This window comes from Patiriisocius sp. 208BN25-11 (genome assembly GCF_058147145.1).
This window is the reverse complement of the sequence record NZ_JBYVJY010000008.1, coordinates 5,001-28,360: the sequence shown is the minus strand read 5'-3', so window position 1 is coordinate 28,360 and position 23,360 is coordinate 5,001. Positions and strand designations below refer to the sequence as shown.

Sequence of the window (23,360 nt, the reverse complement as noted above, 5' to 3'; positions counted from 1 at the left end):
TTACTTTACAACCTCAGCATATAGATCAAAGTCTTCGGCAGCAGTAATTTTCACGTTAAAAAACTCACCTGTTCTTAGGTAGCCTTCTTCGGCATTAATTAACACTTCGTTGTCTACATCTGGGCTATCAAATTCGGTTCTACCTACATAGTAGCTTCCTTCTTTTCGGTCAATGATGACATTGAATTCTTGTCCGATTTTTTGTTGATTCAATTCCCAAGAAATTTGAGATTGAATTTCCATAATAGCATTGGCACGTTCCATTTTCACGTCTTCAGGAACATCATCTTCTAGATTGTAAGCATGGGTATTTTCTTCATGCGAGTAGGTAAAACAGCCTAAACGCTCAAAACGCATTTCCTTTACCCAATCTCTTAAGGTTTCAAAATCCTCCTGTGTTTCACCAGGATATCCAACAATTAAGGTGGTGCGAATTGCCATAGTAGGCACAGCGGCTCTAAAGTCTTGTAATAATTTTGTGGTCTTTGCTTTGGTAGTACCACGGCGCATTGACTTTAAGATAGGATCTGCAATATGCTGTAATGGAATGTCGATGTAGTTACAAATTTTAGGCTCTTTATGCATCAACGCTAACACATCCATTGGGAATCCTGTTGGAAATGCATAATGCAAACGAATCCATTCAATACCAGTAACAGCTACTAACTTTTCAAGCAATTCTGCTAGGTTTCTTTTTTTATAAAGATCCAAACCGTAGTATGTTAAATCCTGTGCAATTAAAATCAATTCTTTTACACCATTCGCTGCTAATTTTTCAGCTTCCACCACTAGGTCTTCTATTGGAGTAGACTTGTGTTTTCCTCGCATAATTGGAATGGCACAAAAAGAGCAAGGTCTATCGCACCCTTCTGCAATTTTTAAATACGCATAGTTTTTGGGGGTTGTTGTTAAACGTTCTCCTATTAACTCATGCTTATAATCGGCGCCCAATGCTTTTAACAAGCCCGGTAATTCTGTAGTACCAAAATATTGATCCACATCTGGAATTTCTTTTTGAAGATCTGGTTTGTAGCGCTCACTTAAACAGCCTGTCACAAAAACCTTATCCACCAATCCTTCTTCCTTTTTTTGCACAAACTCAAGGATAGTGTTTACACTTTCTTCTTTTGCATTGGCAATAAAGCCACAGGTGTTAATCACTACAACATTCCCTTCTTCTTCATGAACCACCTCTTTGTTGTTGGCTTTTAATTGGCCCATGAGCACTTCACTATCGTATACATTTTTAGAGCAACCAAGGGTTACTACATTGATTTTATTCTTTTTAAGTGTTTTAGTACGCATATATAAAAGCTTTAAGCTTTAAGCAGACAGCTGTAAGCTATTATTATTTAAAGAAAGAATCTACAAATTCAAATTTATTGAATACTTGTAAATCGTCGATTCCTTCCCCTACACCAATATATTTTACTGGGATTTGGAATTGATCACTAATACCTATGACAACACCTCCTTTAGCGGTACCATCTAGTTTGGTAACAGCTAATGAGGTGACTTCGGTAGCGGCAGTAAATTGTTTTGCTTGTTCAAAAGCGTTTTGTCCTGTAGAACCATCTAGTACGAGTAATACATCGTGTGGCGCATCTGAAACCACTTTTTGCATCACACGTTTGATTTTAGTAAGCTCATTCATGAGATTTACTTTATTATGGAGACGTCCAGCAGTATCAATGATAATAACATCTGCATTTTGGTTGACACCACTTTGTAGGGTATCAAAAGCAACACTGGCAGGATCACTTCCCATATCTTGCTTTACAATAGGAACACCTGTACGATCTGCCCAAACTTGAAGTTGGTCAATGGCAGCAGCTCTAAAGGTATCTGCAGCACCTAAAACGACATTGAGTCCTTGATTTTTAAATTGATTGGCCAATTTACCAATGGTTGTTGTTTTACCAACTCCATTGACACCTACCACCATAATTACATGTGGTCCCGTTTCATGTGTAGGTACCACAAAATCTGTTTCGTTACCCGAATCAATTTCACTTAAAAGACCTGCAATTTCTTCACGAAGGATGGCATTCAATTCATCGGTACCAACATACTTATCTTTTGCTACTCTAGCTTCGATACGATCGATTACTTTTAATGTTGTGGTTACACCTACATCACTAGAGACTAACACCTCTTCAAGATTATCGAGTACATCATCATCAACCTTGCTTTTTCCAGCAACAGCCTTATTTAATTTGTCGAAAAAAGAAGACTTAGACTTTTCTAATCCTTTGTCTAAGGTTTCTTTTTTTTCTTTACTGAATATTTTTTTAAAAAAGCTCATAGATATAGCTAACGTTGATTGGTCTTAGAATGCTCAAAAATACCCCTACTTTCATTGATATGCAAGGGAAATAGTAGATACACAAAAAGCCACTTTATAAAGTGGCTTCTAGATATTGTATAAAAGTAACGTATTACTTTTTGCTCATCCAAGCATTAACTTGGTCTGGAGCCATGATCGCTTCTGTAAAAATATAAGCACCCGTCTTCTCAGACTTAACCATTTTGATAGCTTTGGTTAAACGCTTAGATCCTGTTTGTAACGATGCAACTGATTTCTTTGCCATAACGTATAGTTTTGTTCTTTTTAACCTGTAAAAAGAATAATTATTTAATTTCTTTGTGAACAGTCATTTTCTTCAAGATTGGATTAAATTTCTTTAACTCCATTCTATCTGGTGTGTTCTTCTTGTTCTTTGTAGTAATGTAACGAGAAGTTCCAGGCTTTCCTGTCTCTTTATGCTCTGTACATTCTAATATTACCTGTACTCTGTTTCCTTTTTTAGCCATTGTAATTGACGTTAATCGTTATGCAATTATTTGTTTAAAAAACCTTTTTCGCGAGCTTCTTTAACAACTGCAGAGATTCCTCTCTTGTTAATATTTTTTAATGCTGAAGTAGATACCTTAAGTGTAATCCACTGATCTTCTTCAGGAATGTAAAAACGCTTTTTCTTTAAGTTTACATTAAACTTGCGTTTCGTTTTATTCATCGCGTGAGAAACGTTGTTTCCAACCATTGCTCTCTTTCCGGTAAGCTCACAAACTCTAGACATTTGTATATAATTTAGTTATTTTTAAACAGGGTGCAAATTTAAATAATATTATTGGTTTGCACAACAAAAGAATTTCAGTTTTTTGAAATTTCTTTTAAAAGCATCTCAAAAGCTTTATTTGTAGCTTTTCTGATAATACGTTCTCTAGAATTTCCGAAGTTAAATTCTTTAGAGAAAACACCTTTCGGACTAGCAATAGCGATACATACAGTTCCAACATCTGCATCTGTATCACCCTTGGTAGGTCCAGCTACACCTGTTGTTGCAATAGCATATTCACTCTTAAAAACTTTCGTACTTTGAATTGCCATTGCTTCTGAAACTGCCAAACTAACTACAGAATGTTCTTTTATTAGATTCGCATCCACCCCCAAAACACTAATTTTCAAATCTGTTGCATAGGGTATCATGCCCCCTTTATAATAGGAAGACGCCCCTTGCTTTTCTGTGATTTCTTGTGCTATGGCGCCACCCGTACAGCTCTCTACCACACTTAAAAAAGCATTTTGAGATTGCAGCTTAGCACTAATTTGCTCTTGAATACTCGTTTCATCTTCATAACCAACTGCAATATCACTTAACAGACTATGTAGATGACTCATTTGTCTATCAACATCATTCTTCAAAGCAATTTCATTGGTACTAGTTGAAGAGAGGCGCAAACGAACACGCCCCAAAGAAGGCAAGTAGGCTAATTTAATATCTTCTGGCAAGGCATCCTCCCACTCTTGAATTTGATCTTGAATTTCACTTTCACCTCTACCATAAGTAAGTAAGGTTTTGTGATAAATATAAGGTCTCTTAAACTGAGCTACTACCCTAGGTACTACCATATTTGTAATAAGCTGTCTCATTTCCATAGGAACACCTGGCATAGAAACAAAAACGGTGTTGTCTTTTTCCATCCACATACCAGGAGCGGTACCAATTGGATTTTCTAAAACGATTGCTTTTGATGGGACCATAGCTTGCTCAAGATTAGATGGCAAGGGATCCTTATCCAGGTATTTTTTGAAGATATCCTTAATATTCTGCAACACCATTGGATTCTCCACCAGGGTATCATTAAAGTATTCTAAAAATGTTTTTTTGGTAATGTCATCTTTGGTAGGACCTAGGCCTCCTGTAACGAGTACTAGATCTACGCGATTCTTAGCATCCTCTAGGGCAGTAAGAATATGTTGGCGTTCATCTTGCACCGAAGTAATTTGATACACCTGAACGCCAATTTTTTGTAATGCCTTGGCAATAAATACAGAATTGGTATCTACAATCTGACCAATGAGTATTTCATCACCAATGGTTATTATTTCTGCTAGCATTTAACTTGGGAAGTCTTTCTTCAATTCTTCAAAAACATGATGTAAAACATTTGATAATGTTTCTATGTTTGCCTGTATGGTACTATTATTTTTTGATGACTTTGTCCAAGACTCAATACTGGTAACATCTTTTTGCACTTCAATACCAAACATTTCTAAGTTTGGTTTCATTTTGTGCGCAAATTGATATGCTAATTCTTTATTATCATTTTGAATTGCTTCTTCAAGCGCTGCGAGGTCTGGGGGTATTTCCTCTAAAAAAGTTTGTGCTACTACAGACATAAAGTCTTCATCTCCTCCTGCAATTTCACTCAAACTTGCTTTAGAATAATGTGTATCCATTTACTGTATTTATTTAATTTTTATTTTGAAATTTTCTTCTCCTTCTATATATCCCGTCAAAACATCGTTGGGAGCTACTTTCGCTACGCCACTTGGTGTCCCCGTAAATATAACATCTCCTATCTTTAAAGTAAAATATTTTGAAATATATTCGATTAACGCATCAATTTTCCACAACATATGCGAAGAATTACCATTTTGAACAGTTTTTTCGTTGTTTTTTAGTAAAAAAGATATATTATCAATATCCTGAAATTTAGACTTTGAAACAAATTTTCCAATAACAGCTGAACCGTCAAAGGCTTTTGCCTTCTCCCATGGGAGTCCTTTTTGTTTCAATTCTTGTTGTAAATCTCTTGCCGTAAAATCGATCCCTAAACCTATTTCATCATAGTACTTGTGTGCAAATTTTTTATTGATGTGCTTTCCTAATTTATTGATTTTCACCAAAAGTTCTACTTCATGATGTACATCATTGCTAAAATCAGGAATAAAAAACGGCTGCTTCTTTAATAAAATCGAAGTGTCTGGTTTCATAAAAACCACAGGATTTTTCGGACGCTCATTTTCAAGCTCCGCTATATGATCAGTGTAGTTTCTACCAATACAAATAATTTTCATAATCTATAATCCGATGTTAAGAACACAAAAGCGAGTTATTTATTGTAAGAAATTTCTTGAAAAACACAGGAAGCAGCTAATTAGTTATGAACTAGCTTTGTATCCAGATATTTTTTTTCTGAAATATTAAAACTTTGTGTTCAGGCTACTTAATTTTATTCTTGTCAATACCTTCTTTGTATACAAAGGAAAATCTGCATTGAGCAACCAACCAAAATAACCTGGTTCTTTTTCTAATACTGTAGTTACCAATTTTCCTTTGTGCTTCCCGAAGCTAAAGATCTCGTTCCCTTCTTCATCATACCCTATATACCCAGCAAAATCTGCAAACTTTTTATGCGCGCTAAACTCGGCCAATGTAGCCATGTTATTTTCTAAATCTTCGTAGCGATTTAATTGCGCTTTTAACACTTCATAGGTCGCATTTGTATCTGCTGCAGCGCTATGAGCATCTACGAGTGTTTTATTGCAATAAAATTTATACGCAGCTTCTAAGGTTCTTTTCTCCATTTTATGAAAAATGGTCTGCACATCTACCGACAGATTTTTTTTCATATCAAAATCAACCTCTGCTCTTAGTAATTCTTCAGCTAATAAAGGAATGTCAAAACGATTGCTATTAAAACCACCTAAATCACTATCTTTTATTAGATCATACACCTTTTTAGACAATTCCTTAAACGTAGGCTCATTTGCCACCATCTCATCTGTAATTCCATGCACTGCAGTGGTTTCTGCAGGAATGGGAACCGTTGGATTCACCCTCCAGGTATGACTCTCTTTATTTCCATTCGGAAATACTTTTAAAATTGAGATCTCTACAATTCTGTCGTTGGCAATATTAATCCCTGTGGTTTCTAAGTCAAAAAAGCAAATGGGTTTGGTAAGTTGTAATTCCATGGTATGATTTATGGTACAAAGGTACTTAGAAAATTCTTTCTATAACTACAATACAAATAGAAGCTAAAAAACCAACTTCATATCATTTTTAAAACCAATTAGTATCTTTACAATCATGAAATTAGCAACTACATTCGCATCACTTTGCTTGGTATGTATGTCCACATTAGGATGGGCACAAGAAGATCGCATCATTATTAAAGAGGAAAAAAAAGGGAAACGTATTGTTTTAAAAGCCCAAAATACAACAGACCAGCCCTTAAACATTTTTGTTCTTGTAAATTCTAATGGATATAGAAGAAGTGCTGACAAACCAATTTTAATGGATGTGCCTGCCAATAGCACAAAACCTGTCACCACACTTATTGCCTTAAACGAACCTAATGCCTCTTACACCTACGAACTCATCATTAACGAGAAACTAGACAACATTAAAAACATCGAATTCAGTAAGGCAGCTAGCGATATTGAAAAAGTGATCAAAGACAAACTTGTTCTTTTCACCAAGCTTGGCTGCGATAGGTGTAAACGACTCGAAGAAGAACTTACCTTTAGGCGCATTAAATACAGAAGCTTTAATCTCGATGAAGACCCTATACTCTACAAACAATTTATGGCATTCATAGAAAGTTCTTTTACAGAAAAAACACAAATACGCTTTCCTGTGATCTGGAATAAAACCGATGCTATTTTTGGCTATGATGTTTTAGACGAGGTTGTGGAACAGTTGAAATGAAGAATGTCGAATGTCGAATGTCGAATGTCGAAATTTAAATATCTTTCTTTAAAAATAACATTTCCGAAGTTAGAATAAATAAACAGTAGCAATTGGTAGGGAGATGATTTGAAGCTATTTCCAGATGACCGATGACGGGAAAAAAGTCAAAATGTAAAATTCAAAAGTTTAAAGTCAAAAATACTAATACCTCCAACGACCAAAGACTAATGACCAACGACTAAAAAAGGATGCAGTGCTCAGTGGCAGTTGGCAGAATTGTTTCATTTGAAAATAAACTTGTCATGCTGAGCTTGCCGAAGCAGCTTTTTTAAACTATTTCAAAATCACCAATAACAATACGAACCCTTCGACAAGCTCAGGGTGACAAAAGAAACAAATGATGAAAAATTAAAAAAGGAGCTACTTTTAAACACATAAACTCTTAAACTTCTTCCAACAACTAACATTTCAGAAGTAAACACAAGTAAACAGTACTCAGTGGCAGTTGGCAGCATTTTTTGATTTGAAAATGTGACAATTTGAAAATATTTTTTCTTTGTCTCTTTGTCTCTTTGTCTCTTTAAAACGAATCATAAAATTAAAAATAAAGCCATAAAAAAAGTCCCATTTCCTAAGAAACGAGACTTTCATTTATACTAATTACCATTACCGCTCACTGAGCACTAAAAGCTATACTTCTCTATTTACATCCCACCCTTCTAGGTAGTCTGCAACTGCTTTTACAAATTGTCCGCCAAGGGCTCCGTTTACTACTCTATGATCGTAACTATGACTCAAGAACATCTTGTATCGAATGCCAATGAAATCACCTTCTGGCGTTTCAATGACTGCAGGTACTTTTCTAATGGCTCCTAACGCAAGAATTCCAACTTGAGGCTGGTTGATAATAGGCGTCCCCATAATACTCCCAAAGGTACCTACATTAGTTACGGTATAGGTTCCTCCAGAAATTTCGTCTGGTTTTAATTGTCCGTGTCTAGCACGTCCTGCTAAATCATTTACAGCTTTACTCATGCCTACCAAGTTAAGTTGGTCTGCATTTTTAATCACTGGAACAATTAGATTTCCATCTGGCAATGCTGCTGCCATCCCTAGGTTTATATTTTTACGCTTGATAATCGTATCTCCCTCTATAGAAATATTCATCATTGGGAAGTCACGTAAGGCTTTTGCCACGGCTTCCATAAAAATAGGAGTAAATGTTAGGTTTTCACCTTCACGCTTTTTGTAGCTATCTTTTACTTTTTTACGCCAGTTCCAGATGTTTGTAACATCGCACTCTACAAATGATTGTACATGTGCACTGGTTTGCACACTTGCAACCATATGATGGGCAATTAATTTACCCATTCGCGTCATTTCTATAATTTCATCTCCACCATTTACAGACACTGGAACTGCTTTTGCAGCAGGAGTAGATACCGCAGGAGTTACTGCTTTTGTCACTGCTGGTGCAGCACCTCTATTTTTAATGTAGGCTAGCATGTCATTTTTAGTCACACGCCCATCTTTACCCGTTCCAGGTACTGTATCTAATTCTGCTTGCGCAATATTTTCTTCTTGTGCCATTTTCTTCACCAATGGCGAATAAAATCTTCCTTCTGTGCTTGTAACTGCTGCTGGTGTAGCTACTGCATCTTTTGCTGCCGTTACTGTTGCCGCAACAGCTGCTGCTTCTTTAGGGGCTGGAGTACTTGCTGGAGCACTAGCTACATCTGCTGAAGCTGCATCTCCATCGGTTTCAATAATCGCAAGTGTTTGGCCTACTTGAACAACATCATCTGTATTAAATAAAATTTCAACCAACACACCATCTACTTCACTAGGCACTTCACTATCCACCTTGTCGGTAGCAATTTCTAGCACTGCCTCATCGGCTTCGATAGTATCGCCTACATTTTTTAACCAGTTGGTTACCGTAGCTTCGGCAACACTCTCGCCCATTTTAGGAAGTTTTAATTCAAATTTAGCCATAGTGGTATGCTATAATCGCGTTTAAAGTTTGAGGGTGCAAAATTAAGGAATTTTTTAAGGAACTGATTTACTTTTTTCTAAAAAACCAACACACTACCTTTTTGATCACTTTGATCACTTCCTAACAAGAAATTTGATTGTGGCGGACGTATCCTAAAGTGATTGCCACGTCCCTTTAATTGTTGCATCACATCAAACATTTGGGCATAAGACATGTACGATGCATCAAACACAAATAATGTGTTATGATATAAGGTATCTTGCAACATACTTTTGGAGGCAGCTTTTAATGGTATATCTAATACTGCGGAAATTTTAGAAAACAAGTCTAAGTTATCTGTTAATACAAAGCCATTTTCAGGACTATGATGTATTCCTGAAACATTTGAAACACCAGAAACTCTATTCATTTTAAATTGAACCCCTAATGTAACAAAAATATCTAGCAAGAAATTGGAAGTAAAATGTTTCCCATAAAAAATACGCATGGCACCATAAAAGCGCTCTAAATACACCCTATCTTTTGTAGTACTTTCTCCTTTATAATGCAATGTTTTAATAGTTCCTAAATAATGATTTTGATACCCTGCTTTTTCTAACTTATAGGACAAGTCGATATCTTCTCCATACATAAAGTAATCTTCGTCAAAACCTCCGACCTCATTGTAAATCTCTCTCTTTAGAAGCATAAACGCGCCTACTAATACCGATACTGGTCCTTGGCTTTCTTCGGAAATATGAGTAGCGTAGTACTTTTTAGTGAAACCCGCCAATTTTAAAGCCGACACCTTAGGAGTAGGAAGGTTTCTTTTACTCTCGGGCAAATAACTACCTGTGCCGTCCATGAGATAACACCCTAAGGCACCAAGACTTTCTATGCCAACTGCATGTTGTAGGGCTTTAGAAAAGGCATCTTCTGCAACGGCCGTATCTGGATTTAAAATACAGACATAGGTTCCTTTAGCAATAGCAACCGCCTGGTTATTTGCTTTGCTAAATCCTACATTCTCTTTATTCTCTATAAGGGTTAGCTCTGGAAATCTATCCTTCACCATTTGACAACTATCATCTGGAGAATTATTGTCAACTATAATAATTTCGGACTCAATGGCGTTGGTTGCTTTTTGAACACTTAAAATACATTGCTCCAAAAAATAGCGAACGTTATAATTGAGAATAATGACAGAGAGTTTCAATAGACTAGTTGTTTTTTAGGGAGTTCTCGAACGGAATTCTATTAACGATACTTCTTCCTAAGGTTACCTCATCTGCATACTCTAGTTCATCTCCCACAGAAATACCTCTTGCAATGGTGGTGGTAGTGACTTGGTAGTCTTCAATTTGCTTAAAAATGTAAAAGTTAGTGGTGTCTCCTTCCATGGTAGAGCTAAGTGCGAAAATGAGTTCGGTTACTCTTCCTGCTTTCACCTTTTCTACCAAAGACTGAATGTTTAAATCTAAAGGTCCAACCCCATCCATAGGCGAAATTTTTCCTCCCAAAACATGATAATGCCCTCGGTACTGACTTGTAGCCTCAATGGCCATCACATCTCTAATATCTTCTACCACACACACCAATTCTGGAATACGATTATGGCTTGCGCATATTTCACACAATGTTACATCACTTAAATTATGGCAGTTACTACAAAAATTCACTTCTGTTCTTACTTGCACCAAACTATGTGCTAAGTTTTCAATTTGCTGCGGAGGTTGCTTCAACATATGCAAAACCAAACGTAATGCCGTACGCTTACCAATACCTGGTAATTGCGACATTTCGTTCACAGCATTTTCGAGAAGTTTTGAAGAAAAATCCATTGGTGGAAAGATAAAAAAAAGCTTCGGAATAAAGAATATTTCCGAAGCATTCTAGATAAAGAGCACTCTTTTTTTTATCTAGCATAAGAATGTAACCTCGCATAAAATAAATAGATTTGATACTAATCGATTATGAAACTTTTATATTTTTACGGAATACATAATATTTCAGAAAAACGCCTATGCAACCATTACATATTCTACTTCTTATTGGAGGTTATTTTGGTTTACTCCTTTTAATATCATTTATTACAAACAAAGGGGGGAGCAATGCAGATTTTTTTAAAGCTGGAAAACAATCCCCTTGGTATCTAGTTGCTTTTGGAATGATTGGCGCCTCGTTAAGTGGTGTTACATTTATCTCTGTTCCTGGCGCTGTTGAAGCTGATAGTTTTAGTTATTTTCAAGTGGTATTAGGATATACTATTGGATATGCGGTTATTGGACTAGTATTGCTCCCTTTGTATTACCGACTTAATCTCACTTCTATTTATACGTATCTAGAAGGTAGATTTGGAGTTGCATCATACAAAACTGGGGCTTCCTTTTTCTTATTATCAAGAATTACGGGGGCTAGTTTTAGGTTATACTTAGTCGCAATTGTACTTCAAGATTTAGTTTTTAATGCTATGGGAGTTCCGTTTTGGGTAACCGTAACCATAACAATACTGCTTATCTGGCTGTATACTTTTAAAAGTGGTATTAAAACTATTGTATGGACAGACACACTACAGACACTTTTCATGCTCATAGCTGTTGGCGTGGGCATCTATTACATTGCAGATGGTTTAGGAATCGGTGACGAAGGCATTATTGGTTTTATAGCAGATAGTGATCTTTCACAAATTTTCTTTTTCGATGATTACAAAAGCAGTCAATACTTCTTCAAACAATTTATTAGCGGAATTTTTATTGCCATAGTAATGACAGGCTTAGATCAAGACATGATGCAAAAGAATCTAACCTGTAGAAACTTAAAAGATGCACAAAAAAACATGTTTTGGTTTACCATTGTACTCACTGTTGTAAACCTCATATTCTTAGGCCTAGGACTGCTTCTTACCATCTACGCAGAACAAAATGGAATCGATGCGCACAAAGACAAATTATTTTCTACCATAGCTATGAATGGTAATTTTGGTTTAGGCATTGGGGTCTTCTTTTTACTCGGACTAATTGCAGCAGCCTATTCTAGTGCAGATAGCGCTCTTACTTCCTTGACCACATCGTTTAGTATTGATATTCTAGATATAGAAAAAAAGTACAGTCCAGAAGACCAGGTTTCCATTCGTAAAAGAGTACACATCGGAATGTCTTTGGTACTCGTGTTGGTGATTATTAGTTTTAATTACTTGATTGGAGACGCATCAGTTATTACAAAGCTGTTTGTCTTTACTGGTTACACCTATGGGCCTTTATTAGGTTTATACGCATTTGGTTTATTTTCTAAACAACAAGTGAAAGACAAGTTTGTGCCAATAGTTGCTATTCTCACTCCTTTTATAGGATATGCAATAAGCCATTACAGTAGTTTGTGGTTTAAATTCGAATTCGGATTCTTTATCTTGATTTTAAACGGACTATTAACCTATGTAGGTTTAGTACTGATTCGTTTCCAACAAAACTAAGGTACAAGCAACTTCGTAGTTGATACCATTTGTTTGCAACAGCTCATAGAAATCTGGATTTTCAGTTCCCGGATTAAAAATTACACGTTTAGGTTGTAGTGAGATAATGTACTCATAATATTCCTCTTGTCTTGAAGGATTAAGATATAAGCTCACAGTATCTACAGCTTTAAAAGGTGCTTTTTCTTTTACAATAGTCACATCTACCACAACACCTTCACGAAGGCCAATCGCTAACACCTCATGATTAAAGGCTCTTAATCTATGGATAGCAATATTTGAATATCTATTTTCTTTAAGGCTAGCTCCTATCACAAGTGTTTTTTTCATAAATGTTTTTTTTACTTCGGAAATATAATAGCTCCAAAACGTGTCTTCAAATTAACAATAGTCGATTTTAAAATTTCAGAAAGTATTGTTAAAAAAAGAAGGAACTGTAACAAGTTTACAAATAGAGCGTCTATTACATAGAAACGTTTCGGCTTTGTTGTGAGAAATTTTACGTTGATGGTTAGTGTTAATAATTGCAGCAAAGTTATACCCCCAAAATTCTAGATTTTGGGGGTATTTTTTTGCATTCATTAAAAAGTTCGCTGCATTTAGCCAAGCTTATGTTAAGGTGTGTTACAAAAACGTTAAATACTCATTTTACTGAAACGTTTGGTACACTTTTTACGTCTATTAAATAAAGTTGCCTAAAGCACATGTTATAATTATTTGAATTAGCCATTCACAAAATATATAAACGTTCATATTTAGGTTTGTTTAAGTAGAAACGCCTCTCAAGATTCATTTTTTGAGAGGTGTTTTTTTTATCCCAGATACCGGGTATTGTCTTAAGAACAAGTAACGCCTATCTTTGAAGAACCTTAAATATTTTTTATGATAATTAACAAACTTAAAGTAACATCGCTTGCAATGCTTGCTATCTTTTTAGTGAATTGTGGTAGTGATGACAACGCAGACACCCCCATGATGGATGACGACACCATGATGGAAGACCCGCAAGCAATATTAGACATGCAACGTACAGAAAACATTGAAAACATCACTGGAGGAGCTACAAAGGTCTGGAAAATTAGCAATGCATTACTTGAAAACAATGGCAACAACATTGACCTAAGTAGCAATTTTAATGTAACCGATGATGAATTTATCTTTTCTGGCACAGCCAACAACGGAATGTTAGAATGGAGACCAGGAAACGCTATTAATCTAGAAGGTACTACAAATCAAGAAACATTACTAGATTACTATCTAGGTCCCATTAACTCGGCGGTTACTTTTCTTCCTGAGAGCGCTACCAACGTAACAACCCTAGACGGTGGTTTTGTTTTTGAAATTATTGACGAAAATACCATTACTGGAATCATTAGAACCTCTGGAAGATCTCAAGCCAATGGAGACTTAACAGTTACCTTGAGCCCAAAAACAGTTACCGACTACCTAAGTATCCCACAAAATGGTTTAAATTTTTCTTTACTTACTACTTTTAATTCTGGAAATACATCTATTCTTCTTAACGAAGGTCCTACTGGATTTAGAGGAAGCTATTCAGACAATAGCTTTTATATTGTAAGTAGAGACGATAGTCAGAATTCAGGAAATGGCTCTCCAGAACAAATTCTAAAATACAATATCGATAGCAATAGCTTCGAAGAAAACCTGTTTTTCCAACAACAATTTGTTACGAAAAGACTGAACATTATTAATAATGAATTGGTCGTATTTGGCGGACAATTTGTAAATACCTATCCATTAAATCCTAATGGAGACCCAACATCTGTATTCCAACACGATTTGTTTTTAACTCGATTTGGATTTGCTATACAAGGAGATTTAGGATACACAGCAGGTGGAGATACCCAAGACGCTAACGGAAATCAAAATCCAAACGCCATCATTAGAAGTTACAACTACCTTACTAATGAATTTCAAACGATCACAACCCTGCCAAAGCCTCGATATTATGGCGCTGCCGAGATCGTAAATGATAAGTTGTATCTCTTTGCAGGACGCTCATCATTTCCAGGAGAAGGAAATACAGATACCGAAAGTTTTATCGTTGACGTGAACACAGGTGCTGTTTCTAGTTTTAATATGCCAGAACCTGCGTACATCTCTTATGCTTCAAGAAACGAACATCTAATCTACGTAGGCTATGAAACAAGAATAGATGATGGAAGTGGAAATGTAGGCGATTTTGACAGAACTATTAATTTTGGAGTTTATAACACACTAGACGACACTTTCACTGTCTTAGCTCATAACTTAGATGATACTGAGCCATATACAACCATTGGAGCAATTACAGTGTTTAACAATAATCTTTATGTTATTTATGGAGATCTCTTAAATGCTGGAGAAGTGAGTATTTATAGTGCTCCGATTTAAAAATCAGATTTAATTACTTAGCCTAATATCCGTTCTTTTTACATGTAAAGAGCGGATTTTTTTTATGCTGAAATTTTATGGGGTGACTCCTATTTCAGAAGAAAAAAAATAACTACTACCACCTCACAATCGCAGATCCCCAAGTAAAGCCACTACCAAAGGCAGCTAATACAACAAGATCACCTTCTTTAATTTTTCCTGCTTCCCAGGCTTCAGACAAAGCAATTGGAATGGAAGCTGCTGTAGTATTCCCATATTTTTGTATGTTATTAAACACCTTTTCATCTGGCAATTGCATTTTCTTTTGTATAAATTGAGAAATACGTAAATTGGCTTGATGCGGTATGAGCATATCAATAGCATCTTTATCGAGATTATTGGCTTGTAAGCCTTCTTGAATCACCTCGCTAAAACGAACTACAGCATGTTTAAAGACAAACTGCCCGTTCATATACGGATAATATGGTATGTCTTCCTGCGGATTTTGAGCAATAATCTCCGGCACCCAATGTCCTGTACTTGGCCCTTGTAATGCTAACTCATCTTTGTGTTTTCCTTCGCTATGTAGATGGGTAGATAATATTCCCCCTGTTCCAGATTCATTTCTAGATACCACCACAGCTCCTGCTCCGTCACCGAATATTACTGAAACACCACGGCCTCTTGTGGTAAAATCGAGTCCGCCACTGTGATTTTCACTTCCAATGACTAAGACATTTTTATACATTCCTGTTTTAATAAACTGGTCTGCTACAGATAAAGAATACACAAAACCACTACATTGATTACGAACATCTAAGGCAGGCACAGTTTTCATATCTAACAATTCTTGCACTTGCACGCCACCTCCGGGAAAATACATATCTGGACTTAGCGTAGCAAAGACAATCATATCGATATCATCTTTAGAAACACCAGCACGCTCCATAGCAATTTTAGATGCTTTAACCCCCATGACAGAGGTTGTATTTCCATCTCCATTTTTAATATGTCTTCGTTCTTGAATACCTGTTCGTTCTTGAATCCAGGCATCATTGGTGTCCATTACTTTAGAAAGATCGTCATTGGTAACTACATTTTCTGGAACATAATGACCCACACCCGAAATTTTAGAACTGTACATATAGTATTGGTTTAAATTGCTCGGGCAAGATACATATTTAGCAATTTTTGCAGTTTAGATTGCTTGGCTTTCGCTATGCATGCATAACAATTAAATAAAGTACTACAGCCATTTAAAATTTCAGCACAAAAATTAATTGCTATTTTTATTTGCTAAAATTTTAACTCACTACTATAAATTAGTTATCTAAAAGGTTGTTACATTCCAAAAATTAGGTATTTTTGCACCCACTTAATTCAACCTCTGGCGAGAAACGTGTATGTTGCTTTAAATTAACACTATAAATTAAAAATATGGAATCGTTAATTAAATTTGTTCAAGACGAATTTGTTACAAAAAAGGACTTTCCAGAGTTTTCGGCAGGTGATACTATTACTGTATACTACGAAATTCGTGAAGGTGAAAAAACAAGAACACAGTTTTTTAGAGGTGTTGTAATTCAAGTTAAAGGAACTGGATTATTAAAAACTTTTACTATCAGAAAAATGTCTGGTACTGTAGGTGTAGAACGTATCTTCCCAGTAAACATGCCAGCTTTACAAAAAGTTGAAGTGAACAAAAGAGGTGCTGTACGTAGAAAACGTATTTACTACTTTAGAGGACTTACTGGTAAAAAAGCAAGAATTAGAGAGAAGAGATACTAATCTTCTATCAAATACTATACTAAAGCGGCTTTCTAAAGCCGCTTTTTTTATGAACAAAAGTTGACAACTCATGTTTATAACAGGTTGAAAACAAAAGAGTTAAAATCCTTTGCTATCTCTTTTTTGTTTTATATATTTACCTCAGTAATAACAGATATAGTTGTTATTGCATAAAGACGTTCTTTATAATACTGCTTTTTAACTGTTGAGGACTCCCTTCAAAAAGGGTTGAGATAGTACCAGAAAGTAGTATGTGTATTTGTTTTGCTAGTCTCATAGAATACAACATGTATTGAAACTTAAAAAAACAAAACACTGTTTGTGAAATAAATAACGATAGCAGCCTTTAATAAACTGCATCATAGACAACAATAGTCAATTGGTAAACATTTATTTCACACAAAGCCATAGCACTGTAGCAATACAATGATATGGCTTTTTTGTTTTAATATAGTAAAAGTGTTTACTACAATTAAAAACGTACCCACAACTATTTAAATGAACAACCTAAAGAAAGCCATAGAAAATCATTATCTTAAAGAAGGACTTTATGAAGACATTATCAATCGTTTAAAAGATCAAAATATTGGGTTAGATAATGTTAAAAGGTCTGATATTGCTGGTGTTGATGAATTTCATGTTCGAGGCGCTACTGTTTCCAGAGAACTAGCTAATAGTATTAACATTAATGGTTTAAATGTACTTGATGTAGGTTGTGGTTTAGGTGGCCCTTGCAGAATGCTTGTAGATGAATTCAATTGCAATACCACAGGAATTGACCTATGTAAAGAATATATTCGAACAGCTACTAAATTATCTGAACTTGTTAAGTTAAATAATAAAACAACTTTTATTCAAGGAGATGCTACTGAACTACCATTCGAAGACAAAACCTTTGATGTAGTCTGGACACAACATGTTCAAATGAATATTCCAAATAAGAAAAAATTCTATTCTGAAATTAATCGAGTTTTAAAGAATGATGGATATTTTCTTTTTTATGATATTCTAAGAAAAGGAAATGGAGAAGTTAAGTACCCAATGCCTTGGGCTAGTATAGCTAATCATAGCTTTTTATCTAAGGTAGAAGAGATGAATAGCTTTTTAAATGAACTTGGTCTAACCAAAGAACATTCTACAAACCAAACTCAAGCAGGAATTGATTTTTTTGAGAACCTCACAGCAAAATTAACAGCATCAGAACCTCCAAAAATAGAACTAAATGTTTTAATGGGTAAAACCACTACATCTAAGCTAATGAACCTCTTATCACATTTAAAAAATGGAGTACTTGAACTTAGAAGTGGGGTTTACAAGAAATAGTTGAACACAATAAAGGTTAAAATACTAAATCAGTAATTTCAAATCCGCAAAATGTGAATCCCTTAAAATTTCCAAAGAAAAAATAACACATTCGCAACAACTAAGATTCCTTGTACATTAAGCGCCTACTCGCTTTTAAAAGCCTATTCAAATCTGTATATTTGCACTTCTTTTAAAACACGAAATCGATGAGTAAAACTGCCAAAATCATATATACAAAAACAGATGAAGCGCCATTCTTGGCTACACATTCTTTTTTACCTATTGTTAAATCATTTACTGCACCTTCCAATATCGCTATCGAAACGAGAGATATTTCATTGGCCGCTAGAATATTAGCCAATTTTCCGCAGTACTTAACAGAAGACCAACGTGTAAATGATGCCTTGACAGAATTAGGGGTACTGGCAAAAAGTCCAGATGCCAACATCATTAAATTACCAAACATTAGTGCTTCTATCCCACAGCTTACTGCGGCCATAGAAGAATTACAAGCCAAAGGTTTTGCTATTCCAGACTATCCTGAGGAAGCTACAACAGATGAAGAAAAATCGGTAAAAGCAACCTACAATAAAATAAAAGGAAGTGCTGTAAATCCTGTATTACGTGAAGGAAACAGTGACCGTCGTGCTCCTAAGGCTGTAAAAAATTACGCTAAGAAAAATCCACACCGTATGGGTGCTTGGTCTAAGGATTCTAAAACACATGTTGCTACGATGAGTGCAGGTGATTTTAGAAATAATGAGAAATCTGTGACCATTGCTGAAGCAGGAACTGTTAAAATTGAATTGACAGATACCGCTGGCACCAAACACACCTTAAAAGAAAGTGTACCTGTATTGGCTGGTGAAATTATTGATGCTTCGGTAATGAACAAAAAAGCATTGCTATCGTTTTTACAAGCACAATTTAAAGATGCTAGCGAGCAAGGATTGCTACTTTCATTACACATGAAAGCAACCATGATGAAAGTAAGTGACCCTATTATTTTTGGACATGCTGTAGAAGTTTACTTTGCAGACCTGTTTAAAAAATACGCTTCAGAGTTTGAAGAAGTAGGTGTCGATGTACGTAACGGTTTTGGAGATCTTGTAAGCAAATTAGAAGAATTACCTTCAGATAAAGCTGCTGCTATTCAAGCAGATATTGCTGCCATTATGAAAGAGCAAGCAGACCTTGCCATGGTAAACAGCGACAAAGGAATCACCAATTTACATGTACCAAGTGATGTCATCATTGATGCTTCTATGCCAGCGATGATTCGCACCTCTGGACAAATGTGGAATGCAGAAGGAAAACAACAAGATACCAAAGCAGTCATTCCAGATAGTAGCTATGCCCCTTTATACCAAGCTACCATAGATTTCTGTAAAGAACACGGAGCTTTTGACCCAACTACCATGGGTACTGTACCTAATGTTGGTTTAATGGCGCAAAAAGCAGAAGAGTATGGATCGCATGATAAAACTTTTGAAATTCCAACAGCTGGTATTGTAAATGTGGTAGATGCTTCAGGAAATATTCTTACCTCTCACAATGTAGAAGAAGGAGATATTTGGAGAATGTGTCAAGTAAAAGACTTACCAATTCAAGACTGGGTAAAACTTGCTGTTTCAAGAGGACGCGCAACAGGATGGCCTGTTATTTTCTGGTTAGATGAAGACAGAGCCCATGACGCAGAACTTATCAAAAAAGTAAATGTATATTTAAAAGACCACGACACTAGTGGCTTAGAAATTAAAATACTTTCTCCAGAAAAAGCAACACATTACACACTTGCTAGAGTTAAAAATGGAGAAGACACAATTTCTGTTACTGGAAATGTATTACGTGATTACCTTACCGACCTCTTCCCTATTTTAGAAGTAGGTACTAGTGCAAAAATGTTATCTATTGTTCCTCTTATGAATGGTGGTGGATTATTTGAAACGGGTGCTGGAGGTTCTGCTCCAAAACACGTACAACAGTTTGTTGAAGAAGGACATTTACGCTGGGACTCTTTAGGAGAGTTTTTAGCGTTAGCAGTTTCTCTTGAACATTTAGGGGCTACTTTCAACAATGATAAAGCTATTGTACTTTCTGAAACCTTAGATGATGCAACAGAGAAATTATTAGAAAACAATCAAGGTCCTTCCAGAAAAGTAAACGAATTAGACAACCGTGGTAGTCATTTCTATTTATCATTATATTGGGCAGAAGCGTTGGCTGCACAAACAAAAGATGTAACATTACAAAACCGTTTTCGTCTTATTCATGAAAAACTAGAGGCAAACAAAGAGACTATTTTACAAGAACTGATTGATGCACAAGGAAGTGCTGTAAATATTGGAGGATATTACGAACCCACCGAAGCATTGGTCAACAAGGAAATGAGACCAAGTGAGACGTTTAATCAAATACTCGCAGAAATAAAATAAATAAAGTTTCGTTAAAGCCTTTAGTAATAAAATCTAAAGGCTTTATTTTTATCTAAAACTTTCATTTTTGAAACACATACTTACCTTTCTCCTTCTTTTACTTAGTATAACAGTTGGAGCCCAAGAAAAATTTACCCTCAGCGGTACTATTTCAGAAGCAGCGTCTGGAGAAACCATGTTTGGAGTGAACATACTCATTCCGGCTTTACAAACAGGCGTAATTACCAACGAATATGGTTTTTATTCTATCACACTACCCAAAGGCACACATGAAGTAATCTATTCAAGTCTTGGTTTTGGCGATTACAAAGAAACAATTATACTAGAAAGCCCTCTTACAAAAAATATTACCTTATTTGAAAGCACGGAAACACTTGATGTAGTAATATTAGAAGCCGATGTAGAAAAAACAAATATCAAAACACCACAAATGAGTGTAAACACTCTCAAAGCAAGCACCATAAAAAAGATTCCTGTAGTCTTAGGAGAAGCCGATGTTATTAAAGCCATTACCTTATTACCAGGTGTTACCAATGCGGGTGAAGGGGCTAGCGGTTTTAATGTGAGGGGTGGAGCTGCAGATCAAAATTTGGTATTGCTCGATGAAGCTACACTCTACAACTCATCACACCTTTTTGGATTTTTCTCTGTATTTAATCCAGATGCAATTAAGGATCTTACTTTATACAAAGGAGGTATTCCCGCTAGGTATGGCGGTAGAATTTCTTCGGTATTAGACATCTATCAAAAAGATGGAAACAAACGTAAATATGGAGCTACAGGAGGAATTGGTTTATTAGCAAGTAGACTTTTAATTGAAGGGCCAATAGTAAAAGACAAAGCTTCTTTTTTGGTAGGTGGTAGAAGTACCTATGCCCATTTGTTTTTACCTCTTTTTATTCCTGATAATGACAATGCTGCTTATTTCTATGATCTAAACACCAAATTGAGTTACGATTTAGATGACAACAACAAACTCTTTTTGTCAGGATATTTTGGAAGGGATACTTTTAATATTGGAGAGGTTTTTGGAAATACCTTCGGAAACACAACGCTTAACCTACGATGGAATCATTTATTTAGCGACAAATTATTTAGCAATTTATCTTTGATTTACTCAGACTACTACTACGGATTAGAGCTAAAATTTGTAGAATTTCAATTTGATAGTGGCATTCGAAACTTTAACCTAAAGTATGATTTTACCAATTATATTTCAGATAAAGTAAAATTACAATTCGGATTAAATAGCATCTATTATAAATTCAATCCTGGAGAAGTTAAACCCACCACAGAAACCAGTGCCATTAATTTTAGAAAATTAACAGACCAATATGCATTTGAAAATGCGATTTATGCTGACGGAAATTTTAAAATTTCAGAAAAATTAAATATTCAAGCTGGGTTGAGGCTTTCAAGTTTTAATAGATTAGGACAAGAATCTATTTACGTGTATGAAAATGATAACCCAATAATTTATGATGAGAATATTGATGTATATCAGCAAGCAACACCTATAGATACTATTTCTGCTTCAAGAGGCACATCAAGAGATATGTTTTTAAATCTAGAACCAAGAATTGCTGCTGCCTACCAGCTTAATGAAACTTCTTCCATAAAAGCTAGCTACAATAGAACAGCGCAATACATTCACTTAATTAGCAACACATCTTCTCCTACACCATTTGATGTGTATACACCAAGTGGAGAATTTATAAAACCCCAAGTAGCAGACCAAGTAGCTCTAGGTTATTTTAAAGCTTTTGACAATTTTAGCTTAGAATCTGAAGTGTATTACAAAGAAGTCCAGAATAGAATTGATTATGTAGATGGTGCAGATTTAATTGCAAATGATGCCATAGAAAGAGTTATTTTAAATGGTGAAGCAAGAGCCTATGGATTAGAACTTTTAGCTCGAAAGACAAAAGGAAGATTACAAGGTTGGATATCGTATACGCTTTCTAAATCAGAACAAAGAACACCAGGAAGAACACCGGAAGAAGTGGGTATTAATAATGGAGAATGGTACAATACAGCTTGGGACAGAACACACGACTTCTCTATAACCGCACAATATGAACTCAGTAAAAAATGGGATTTTGGTGCTAATTTCATCTTTCAAACAGGTCGTCCCAACACCTTTCCTACAGGACAATATCAATACCAAGGACAAACAATTCCTGTTTATGAACCAAGAAATAATAGCCGACTTTCAAGTTTTCATCACTTAGATGTTTCAGCAACTTGGAAACTTGGAACACAAAAAGAAAAACGCTGGAAAAGTGAACTTGTTTTTAGTGTTTATAATGTGTACAACAGAAGAAATGCTGCTTCTGTTTCATTTCAAGAGAATATAGATACAGGACAAAACGAAGCTGTTAGACTTTCTATTTTTGGAATCATTCCGTCCATTACTTATAACTTTAAATTTTAAGCCATGAAAAACTATCTATTTATACTTCTGGCCACTTTATTAGGTATTTCTTGTGAAGACGTTGTTGAAGTTGATCTTGAAAACAGCGAACCTAAATTAGTCATTGAAGCTACTATAAACGTTTTGGAAGATGGTACTACTTCTTCTATAATTAAGCTTACTGAAACAGCACCTTTTTTTAACAATATAGTCCCGCCTGTAACAGATGCAAACGTAACGATTACTTCAGAAAATGGTGAAACTTTTAATTTTTCACATACCGAAAATGGTATATACACTACAGATTTTAATCCTGTACCAAATACAAATTACGTCTTAGAGATAGTCCATAATGGTGAAACGTTTACAGCAACAGAAGCGTTAAATACTGTAGTCCCTATTGACGAAGTAACACAAGGAATTATTACTTTTTTTGGTGAGGAAGAAATAGAATTAAAAGCATTTTTTACAGATCCAAGTGGAGTAGAAAATTACTATCTCATAGAAATACTTATAAATGATAGTCAGACAGATGAAGGTTTAGAAGCATTTTCTGATGAGTTTTTTGATGGAAATATCATTCCAATTTTCTATGTTGATGAAGATATTGAGCCTGGAG

Annotated in this window: 22 protein-coding genes (1 of these 22 only partly in view); 8 read left to right on the top strand and 14 right to left on the bottom strand. The window is 35.4% G+C overall.

Annotated elements, in window-relative coordinates:
• From rimO to ACY2RS_RS10385, 9 genes are all read right to left on the bottom strand, one after another.
• Positions 1 to 1,305 (bottom strand): 30S ribosomal protein S12 methylthiotransferase RimO, encoded by a 1,305-nt coding sequence (gene rimO / locus ACY2RS_RS10425; protein ID WP_490098594.1) that lies wholly within the window; start codon positions 1,303 to 1,305, stop codon positions 1 to 3.
• 43 nt (positions 1,306 to 1,348) lie between these two features.
• The gene (gene ftsY / locus ACY2RS_RS10420) at positions 1,349 to 2,305 is read right to left on the bottom strand and encodes a signal recognition particle-docking protein FtsY (RefSeq protein ID WP_490098593.1); all 957 of its coding nucleotides are present in this window, start codon (positions 2,303 to 2,305) and stop codon (positions 1,349 to 1,351) included.
• Between the two features lie 133 nt (positions 2,306 to 2,438).
• Positions 2,439 to 2,591, bottom strand: coding sequence for a DUF4295 domain-containing protein (locus tag ACY2RS_RS10415; RefSeq protein ID WP_490098592.1), 153 nt, complete (start codon positions 2,589 to 2,591; stop codon positions 2,439 to 2,441).
• A gap of 40 nt (positions 2,592 to 2,631) precedes the next feature.
• Positions 2,632 to 2,814: a 50S ribosomal protein L33 gene (gene rpmG / locus ACY2RS_RS10410; protein ID WP_073219786.1), complete on the bottom strand. Its 183-nt coding sequence runs from the start codon at positions 2,812 to 2,814 to the stop codon at positions 2,632 to 2,634.
• Between the two features lie 26 nt (positions 2,815 to 2,840).
• The gene (gene rpmB, locus ACY2RS_RS10405) at positions 2,841 to 3,080 is read right to left on the bottom strand and encodes a 50S ribosomal protein L28 (RefSeq protein WP_490098591.1); all 240 of its coding nucleotides are present in this window, start codon (positions 3,078 to 3,080) and stop codon (positions 2,841 to 2,843) included.
• Positions 3,081 to 3,154: 74 nt separating this feature from the next.
• A complete protein-coding gene (locus tag ACY2RS_RS10400) occupies positions 3,155 to 4,402 on the bottom strand; it encodes a CinA family nicotinamide mononucleotide deamidase-related protein (protein WP_490098590.1) in 1,248 nt (415 codons plus the stop codon).
• Positions 4,403 to 4,744, bottom strand: coding sequence for an Hpt domain-containing protein (locus ACY2RS_RS10395; protein ID WP_490098589.1), 342 nt, complete (start codon positions 4,742 to 4,744; stop codon positions 4,403 to 4,405). It abuts the gene before it with no gap.
• 9 nt (positions 4,745 to 4,753) lie between these two features.
• On the bottom strand, positions 4,754 to 5,365 hold the full coding sequence (locus ACY2RS_RS10390) for a fumarylacetoacetate hydrolase family protein (RefSeq protein ID WP_490098588.1): 612 nt from the start codon (positions 5,363 to 5,365) through the stop codon (positions 4,754 to 4,756).
• A gap of 126 nt (positions 5,366 to 5,491) precedes the next feature.
• Complete coding sequence (locus ACY2RS_RS10385; RefSeq protein WP_490098587.1) at positions 5,492 to 6,265, bottom strand: exonuclease domain-containing protein; 774 nt, start codon at positions 6,263 to 6,265, stop codon at positions 5,492 to 5,494.
• Positions 6,266 to 6,380: 115 nt separating this feature from the next.
• Between ACY2RS_RS10385 and ACY2RS_RS10380 the strand changes: the two genes are divergently transcribed.
• Positions 6,381 to 7,001, top strand: coding sequence for a glutaredoxin family protein (locus ACY2RS_RS10380; RefSeq protein WP_490098586.1), 621 nt, complete (start codon positions 6,381 to 6,383; stop codon positions 6,999 to 7,001).
• Between the two features lie 672 nt (positions 7,002 to 7,673).
• Here the strand turns inward: ACY2RS_RS10380 and ACY2RS_RS10375 are convergent.
• The 3 genes from ACY2RS_RS10375 to recR all read right to left on the bottom strand — a co-directional run bounded on the left by ACY2RS_RS10375 (position 7,674) and on the right by recR (position 10,799).
• Complete coding sequence (locus tag ACY2RS_RS10375) at positions 7,674 to 8,978, bottom strand: dihydrolipoamide acetyltransferase family protein (RefSeq protein ID WP_490098585.1); 1,305 nt, start codon at positions 8,976 to 8,978, stop codon at positions 7,674 to 7,676.
• A 77-nt stretch (positions 8,979 to 9,055) separates the two neighbouring features.
• Positions 9,056 to 10,174, bottom strand: coding sequence for a glycosyltransferase family 2 protein (locus tag ACY2RS_RS10370; protein ID WP_490098584.1), 1,119 nt, complete (start codon positions 10,172 to 10,174; stop codon positions 9,056 to 9,058).
• Between the two features lie 4 nt (positions 10,175 to 10,178).
• A complete protein-coding gene (gene recR / locus ACY2RS_RS10365) occupies positions 10,179 to 10,799 on the bottom strand; it encodes a recombination mediator RecR (RefSeq protein WP_490098583.1) in 621 nt (206 codons plus the stop codon).
• 182 nt (positions 10,800 to 10,981) lie between these two features.
• On the opposite strand from recR, the gene ACY2RS_RS10360 reads away from it, so the two are divergent.
• Positions 10,982 to 12,427 carry a sodium:solute symporter gene (locus ACY2RS_RS10360; RefSeq protein ID WP_490098582.1) on the top strand — a complete coding sequence of 482 codons (1,446 nt, stop codon included), beginning with the start codon at positions 10,982 to 10,984 and terminating at the stop codon, positions 12,425 to 12,427.
• Here ACY2RS_RS10360 and ACY2RS_RS10355 read toward each other — a convergent pair.
• Positions 12,398 to 12,757 carry a CoA-binding protein gene (locus tag ACY2RS_RS10355; protein WP_490098581.1) on the bottom strand — a complete coding sequence of 120 codons (360 nt, stop codon included), beginning with the start codon at positions 12,755 to 12,757 and terminating at the stop codon, positions 12,398 to 12,400. The two genes, ACY2RS_RS10360 and ACY2RS_RS10355, sit on opposite strands and share 30 nt — an antisense overlap.
• A 552-nt stretch (positions 12,758 to 13,309) precedes the next feature.
• On the opposite strand from ACY2RS_RS10355, the gene ACY2RS_RS10350 reads away from it, so the two are divergent.
• The gene (locus tag ACY2RS_RS10350; RefSeq protein WP_490098580.1) at positions 13,310 to 14,821 is read left to right on the top strand and encodes a Kelch repeat-containing protein; all 1,512 of its coding nucleotides are present in this window, start codon (positions 13,310 to 13,312) and stop codon (positions 14,819 to 14,821) included.
• A gap of 115 nt (positions 14,822 to 14,936) precedes the next feature.
• On the opposite strand, the gene ACY2RS_RS10345 is transcribed toward ACY2RS_RS10350, so the two are convergent.
• On the bottom strand, positions 14,937 to 15,944 hold the full coding sequence (locus ACY2RS_RS10345; RefSeq protein WP_490098579.1) for a 3-oxoacyl-ACP synthase III family protein: 1,008 nt from the start codon (positions 15,942 to 15,944) through the stop codon (positions 14,937 to 14,939).
• A 293-nt stretch (positions 15,945 to 16,237) separates the two neighbouring features.
• Here ACY2RS_RS10345 and rplS point away from each other — a divergent pair, with 293 nt between their 5' ends.
• The 5 genes from rplS to ACY2RS_RS10320 all read left to right on the top strand — a co-directional run.
• Positions 16,238 to 16,588, top strand: coding sequence for a 50S ribosomal protein L19 (gene rplS / locus ACY2RS_RS10340; protein WP_490098578.1), 351 nt, complete (start codon positions 16,238 to 16,240; stop codon positions 16,586 to 16,588).
• A 498-nt stretch (positions 16,589 to 17,086) separates the two neighbouring features.
• On the top strand, positions 17,087 to 17,911 hold the full coding sequence (locus ACY2RS_RS10335; protein ID WP_490098577.1) for a methyltransferase domain-containing protein: 825 nt from the start codon (positions 17,087 to 17,089) through the stop codon (positions 17,909 to 17,911).
• A 188-nt stretch (positions 17,912 to 18,099) separates the two neighbouring features.
• Positions 18,100 to 20,328 carry an NADP-dependent isocitrate dehydrogenase gene (locus ACY2RS_RS10330; protein ID WP_490098576.1) on the top strand — a complete coding sequence of 743 codons (2,229 nt, stop codon included), beginning with the start codon at positions 18,100 to 18,102 and terminating at the stop codon, positions 20,326 to 20,328.
• A 67-nt stretch (positions 20,329 to 20,395) separates the two neighbouring features.
• Positions 20,396 to 22,762 carry a TonB-dependent receptor gene (locus ACY2RS_RS10325; protein ID WP_490098575.1) on the top strand — a complete coding sequence of 789 codons (2,367 nt, stop codon included), beginning with the start codon at positions 20,396 to 20,398 and terminating at the stop codon, positions 22,760 to 22,762.
• Positions 22,763 to 22,765: 3 nt separating this feature from the next.
• Positions 22,766 to 23,360: the 5' portion of a DUF4249 domain-containing protein gene (locus ACY2RS_RS10320; protein ID WP_490098574.1), read on the top strand. It continues 215 nt past the right edge of the window; only the first 595 of its 810 coding nucleotides appear in the window; it begins with the start codon at positions 22,766 to 22,768; the stop codon falls past the right edge of the window.

Bases quoted from the DNA above. Each gene is read 5' to 3' on its own strand.
- rimO (WP_490098594.1), bottom strand. From the start codon at position 1,305: ATGCGTACTAAAACACTTAAAAAGAATAAAATCAATGTAGTAACCCTT.
- ftsY (WP_490098593.1), bottom strand. From the start codon at position 2,305: ATGAGCTTTTTTAAAAAAATATTCAGTAAAGAAAAAAAAGAAACCTTA.
- ACY2RS_RS10415 (WP_490098592.1), bottom strand. From the start codon at position 2,591: ATGGCAAAGAAATCAGTTGCATCGTTACAAACAGGATCTAAGCGTTTA.
- rpmG (WP_073219786.1), bottom strand. From the start codon at position 2,814: ATGGCTAAAAAAGGAAACAGAGTACAGGTAATATTAGAATGTACAGAG.
- rpmB (WP_490098591.1), bottom strand. From the start codon at position 3,080: ATGTCTAGAGTTTGTGAGCTTACCGGAAAGAGAGCAATGGTTGGAAAC.
- ACY2RS_RS10400 (WP_490098590.1), bottom strand. From the start codon at position 4,402: ATGCTAGCAGAAATAATAACCATTGGTGATGAAATACTCATTGGTCAG.
- ACY2RS_RS10395 (WP_490098589.1), bottom strand. From the start codon at position 4,744: ATGGATACACATTATTCTAAAGCAAGTTTGAGTGAAATTGCAGGAGGA.
- ACY2RS_RS10390 (WP_490098588.1), bottom strand. From the start codon at position 5,365: ATGAAAATTATTTGTATTGGTAGAAACTACACTGATCATATAGCGGAG.
- ACY2RS_RS10385 (WP_490098587.1), bottom strand. From the start codon at position 6,265: ATGGAATTACAACTTACCAAACCCATTTGCTTTTTTGACTTAGAAACC.
- ACY2RS_RS10380 (WP_490098586.1), top strand. From the start codon at position 6,381: ATGAAATTAGCAACTACATTCGCATCACTTTGCTTGGTATGTATGTCC.
- ACY2RS_RS10375 (WP_490098585.1), bottom strand. From the start codon at position 8,978: ATGGCTAAATTTGAATTAAAACTTCCTAAAATGGGCGAGAGTGTTGCC.
- recR (WP_490098583.1), bottom strand. From the start codon at position 10,799: ATGGATTTTTCTTCAAAACTTCTCGAAAATGCTGTGAACGAAATGTCG.
- ACY2RS_RS10360 (WP_490098582.1), top strand. From the start codon at position 10,982: ATGCAACCATTACATATTCTACTTCTTATTGGAGGTTATTTTGGTTTA.
- ACY2RS_RS10355 (WP_490098581.1), bottom strand. From the start codon at position 12,757: ATGAAAAAAACACTTGTGATAGGAGCTAGCCTTAAAGAAAATAGATAT.
- ACY2RS_RS10350 (WP_490098580.1), top strand. From the start codon at position 13,310: ATGATAATTAACAAACTTAAAGTAACATCGCTTGCAATGCTTGCTATC.
- ACY2RS_RS10345 (WP_490098579.1), bottom strand. From the start codon at position 15,944: ATGTACAGTTCTAAAATTTCGGGTGTGGGTCATTATGTTCCAGAAAAT.
- rplS (WP_490098578.1), top strand. From the start codon at position 16,238: ATGGAATCGTTAATTAAATTTGTTCAAGACGAATTTGTTACAAAAAAG.
- ACY2RS_RS10335 (WP_490098577.1), top strand. From the start codon at position 17,087: ATGAACAACCTAAAGAAAGCCATAGAAAATCATTATCTTAAAGAAGGA.
- ACY2RS_RS10330 (WP_490098576.1), top strand. From the start codon at position 18,100: ATGAGTAAAACTGCCAAAATCATATATACAAAAACAGATGAAGCGCCA.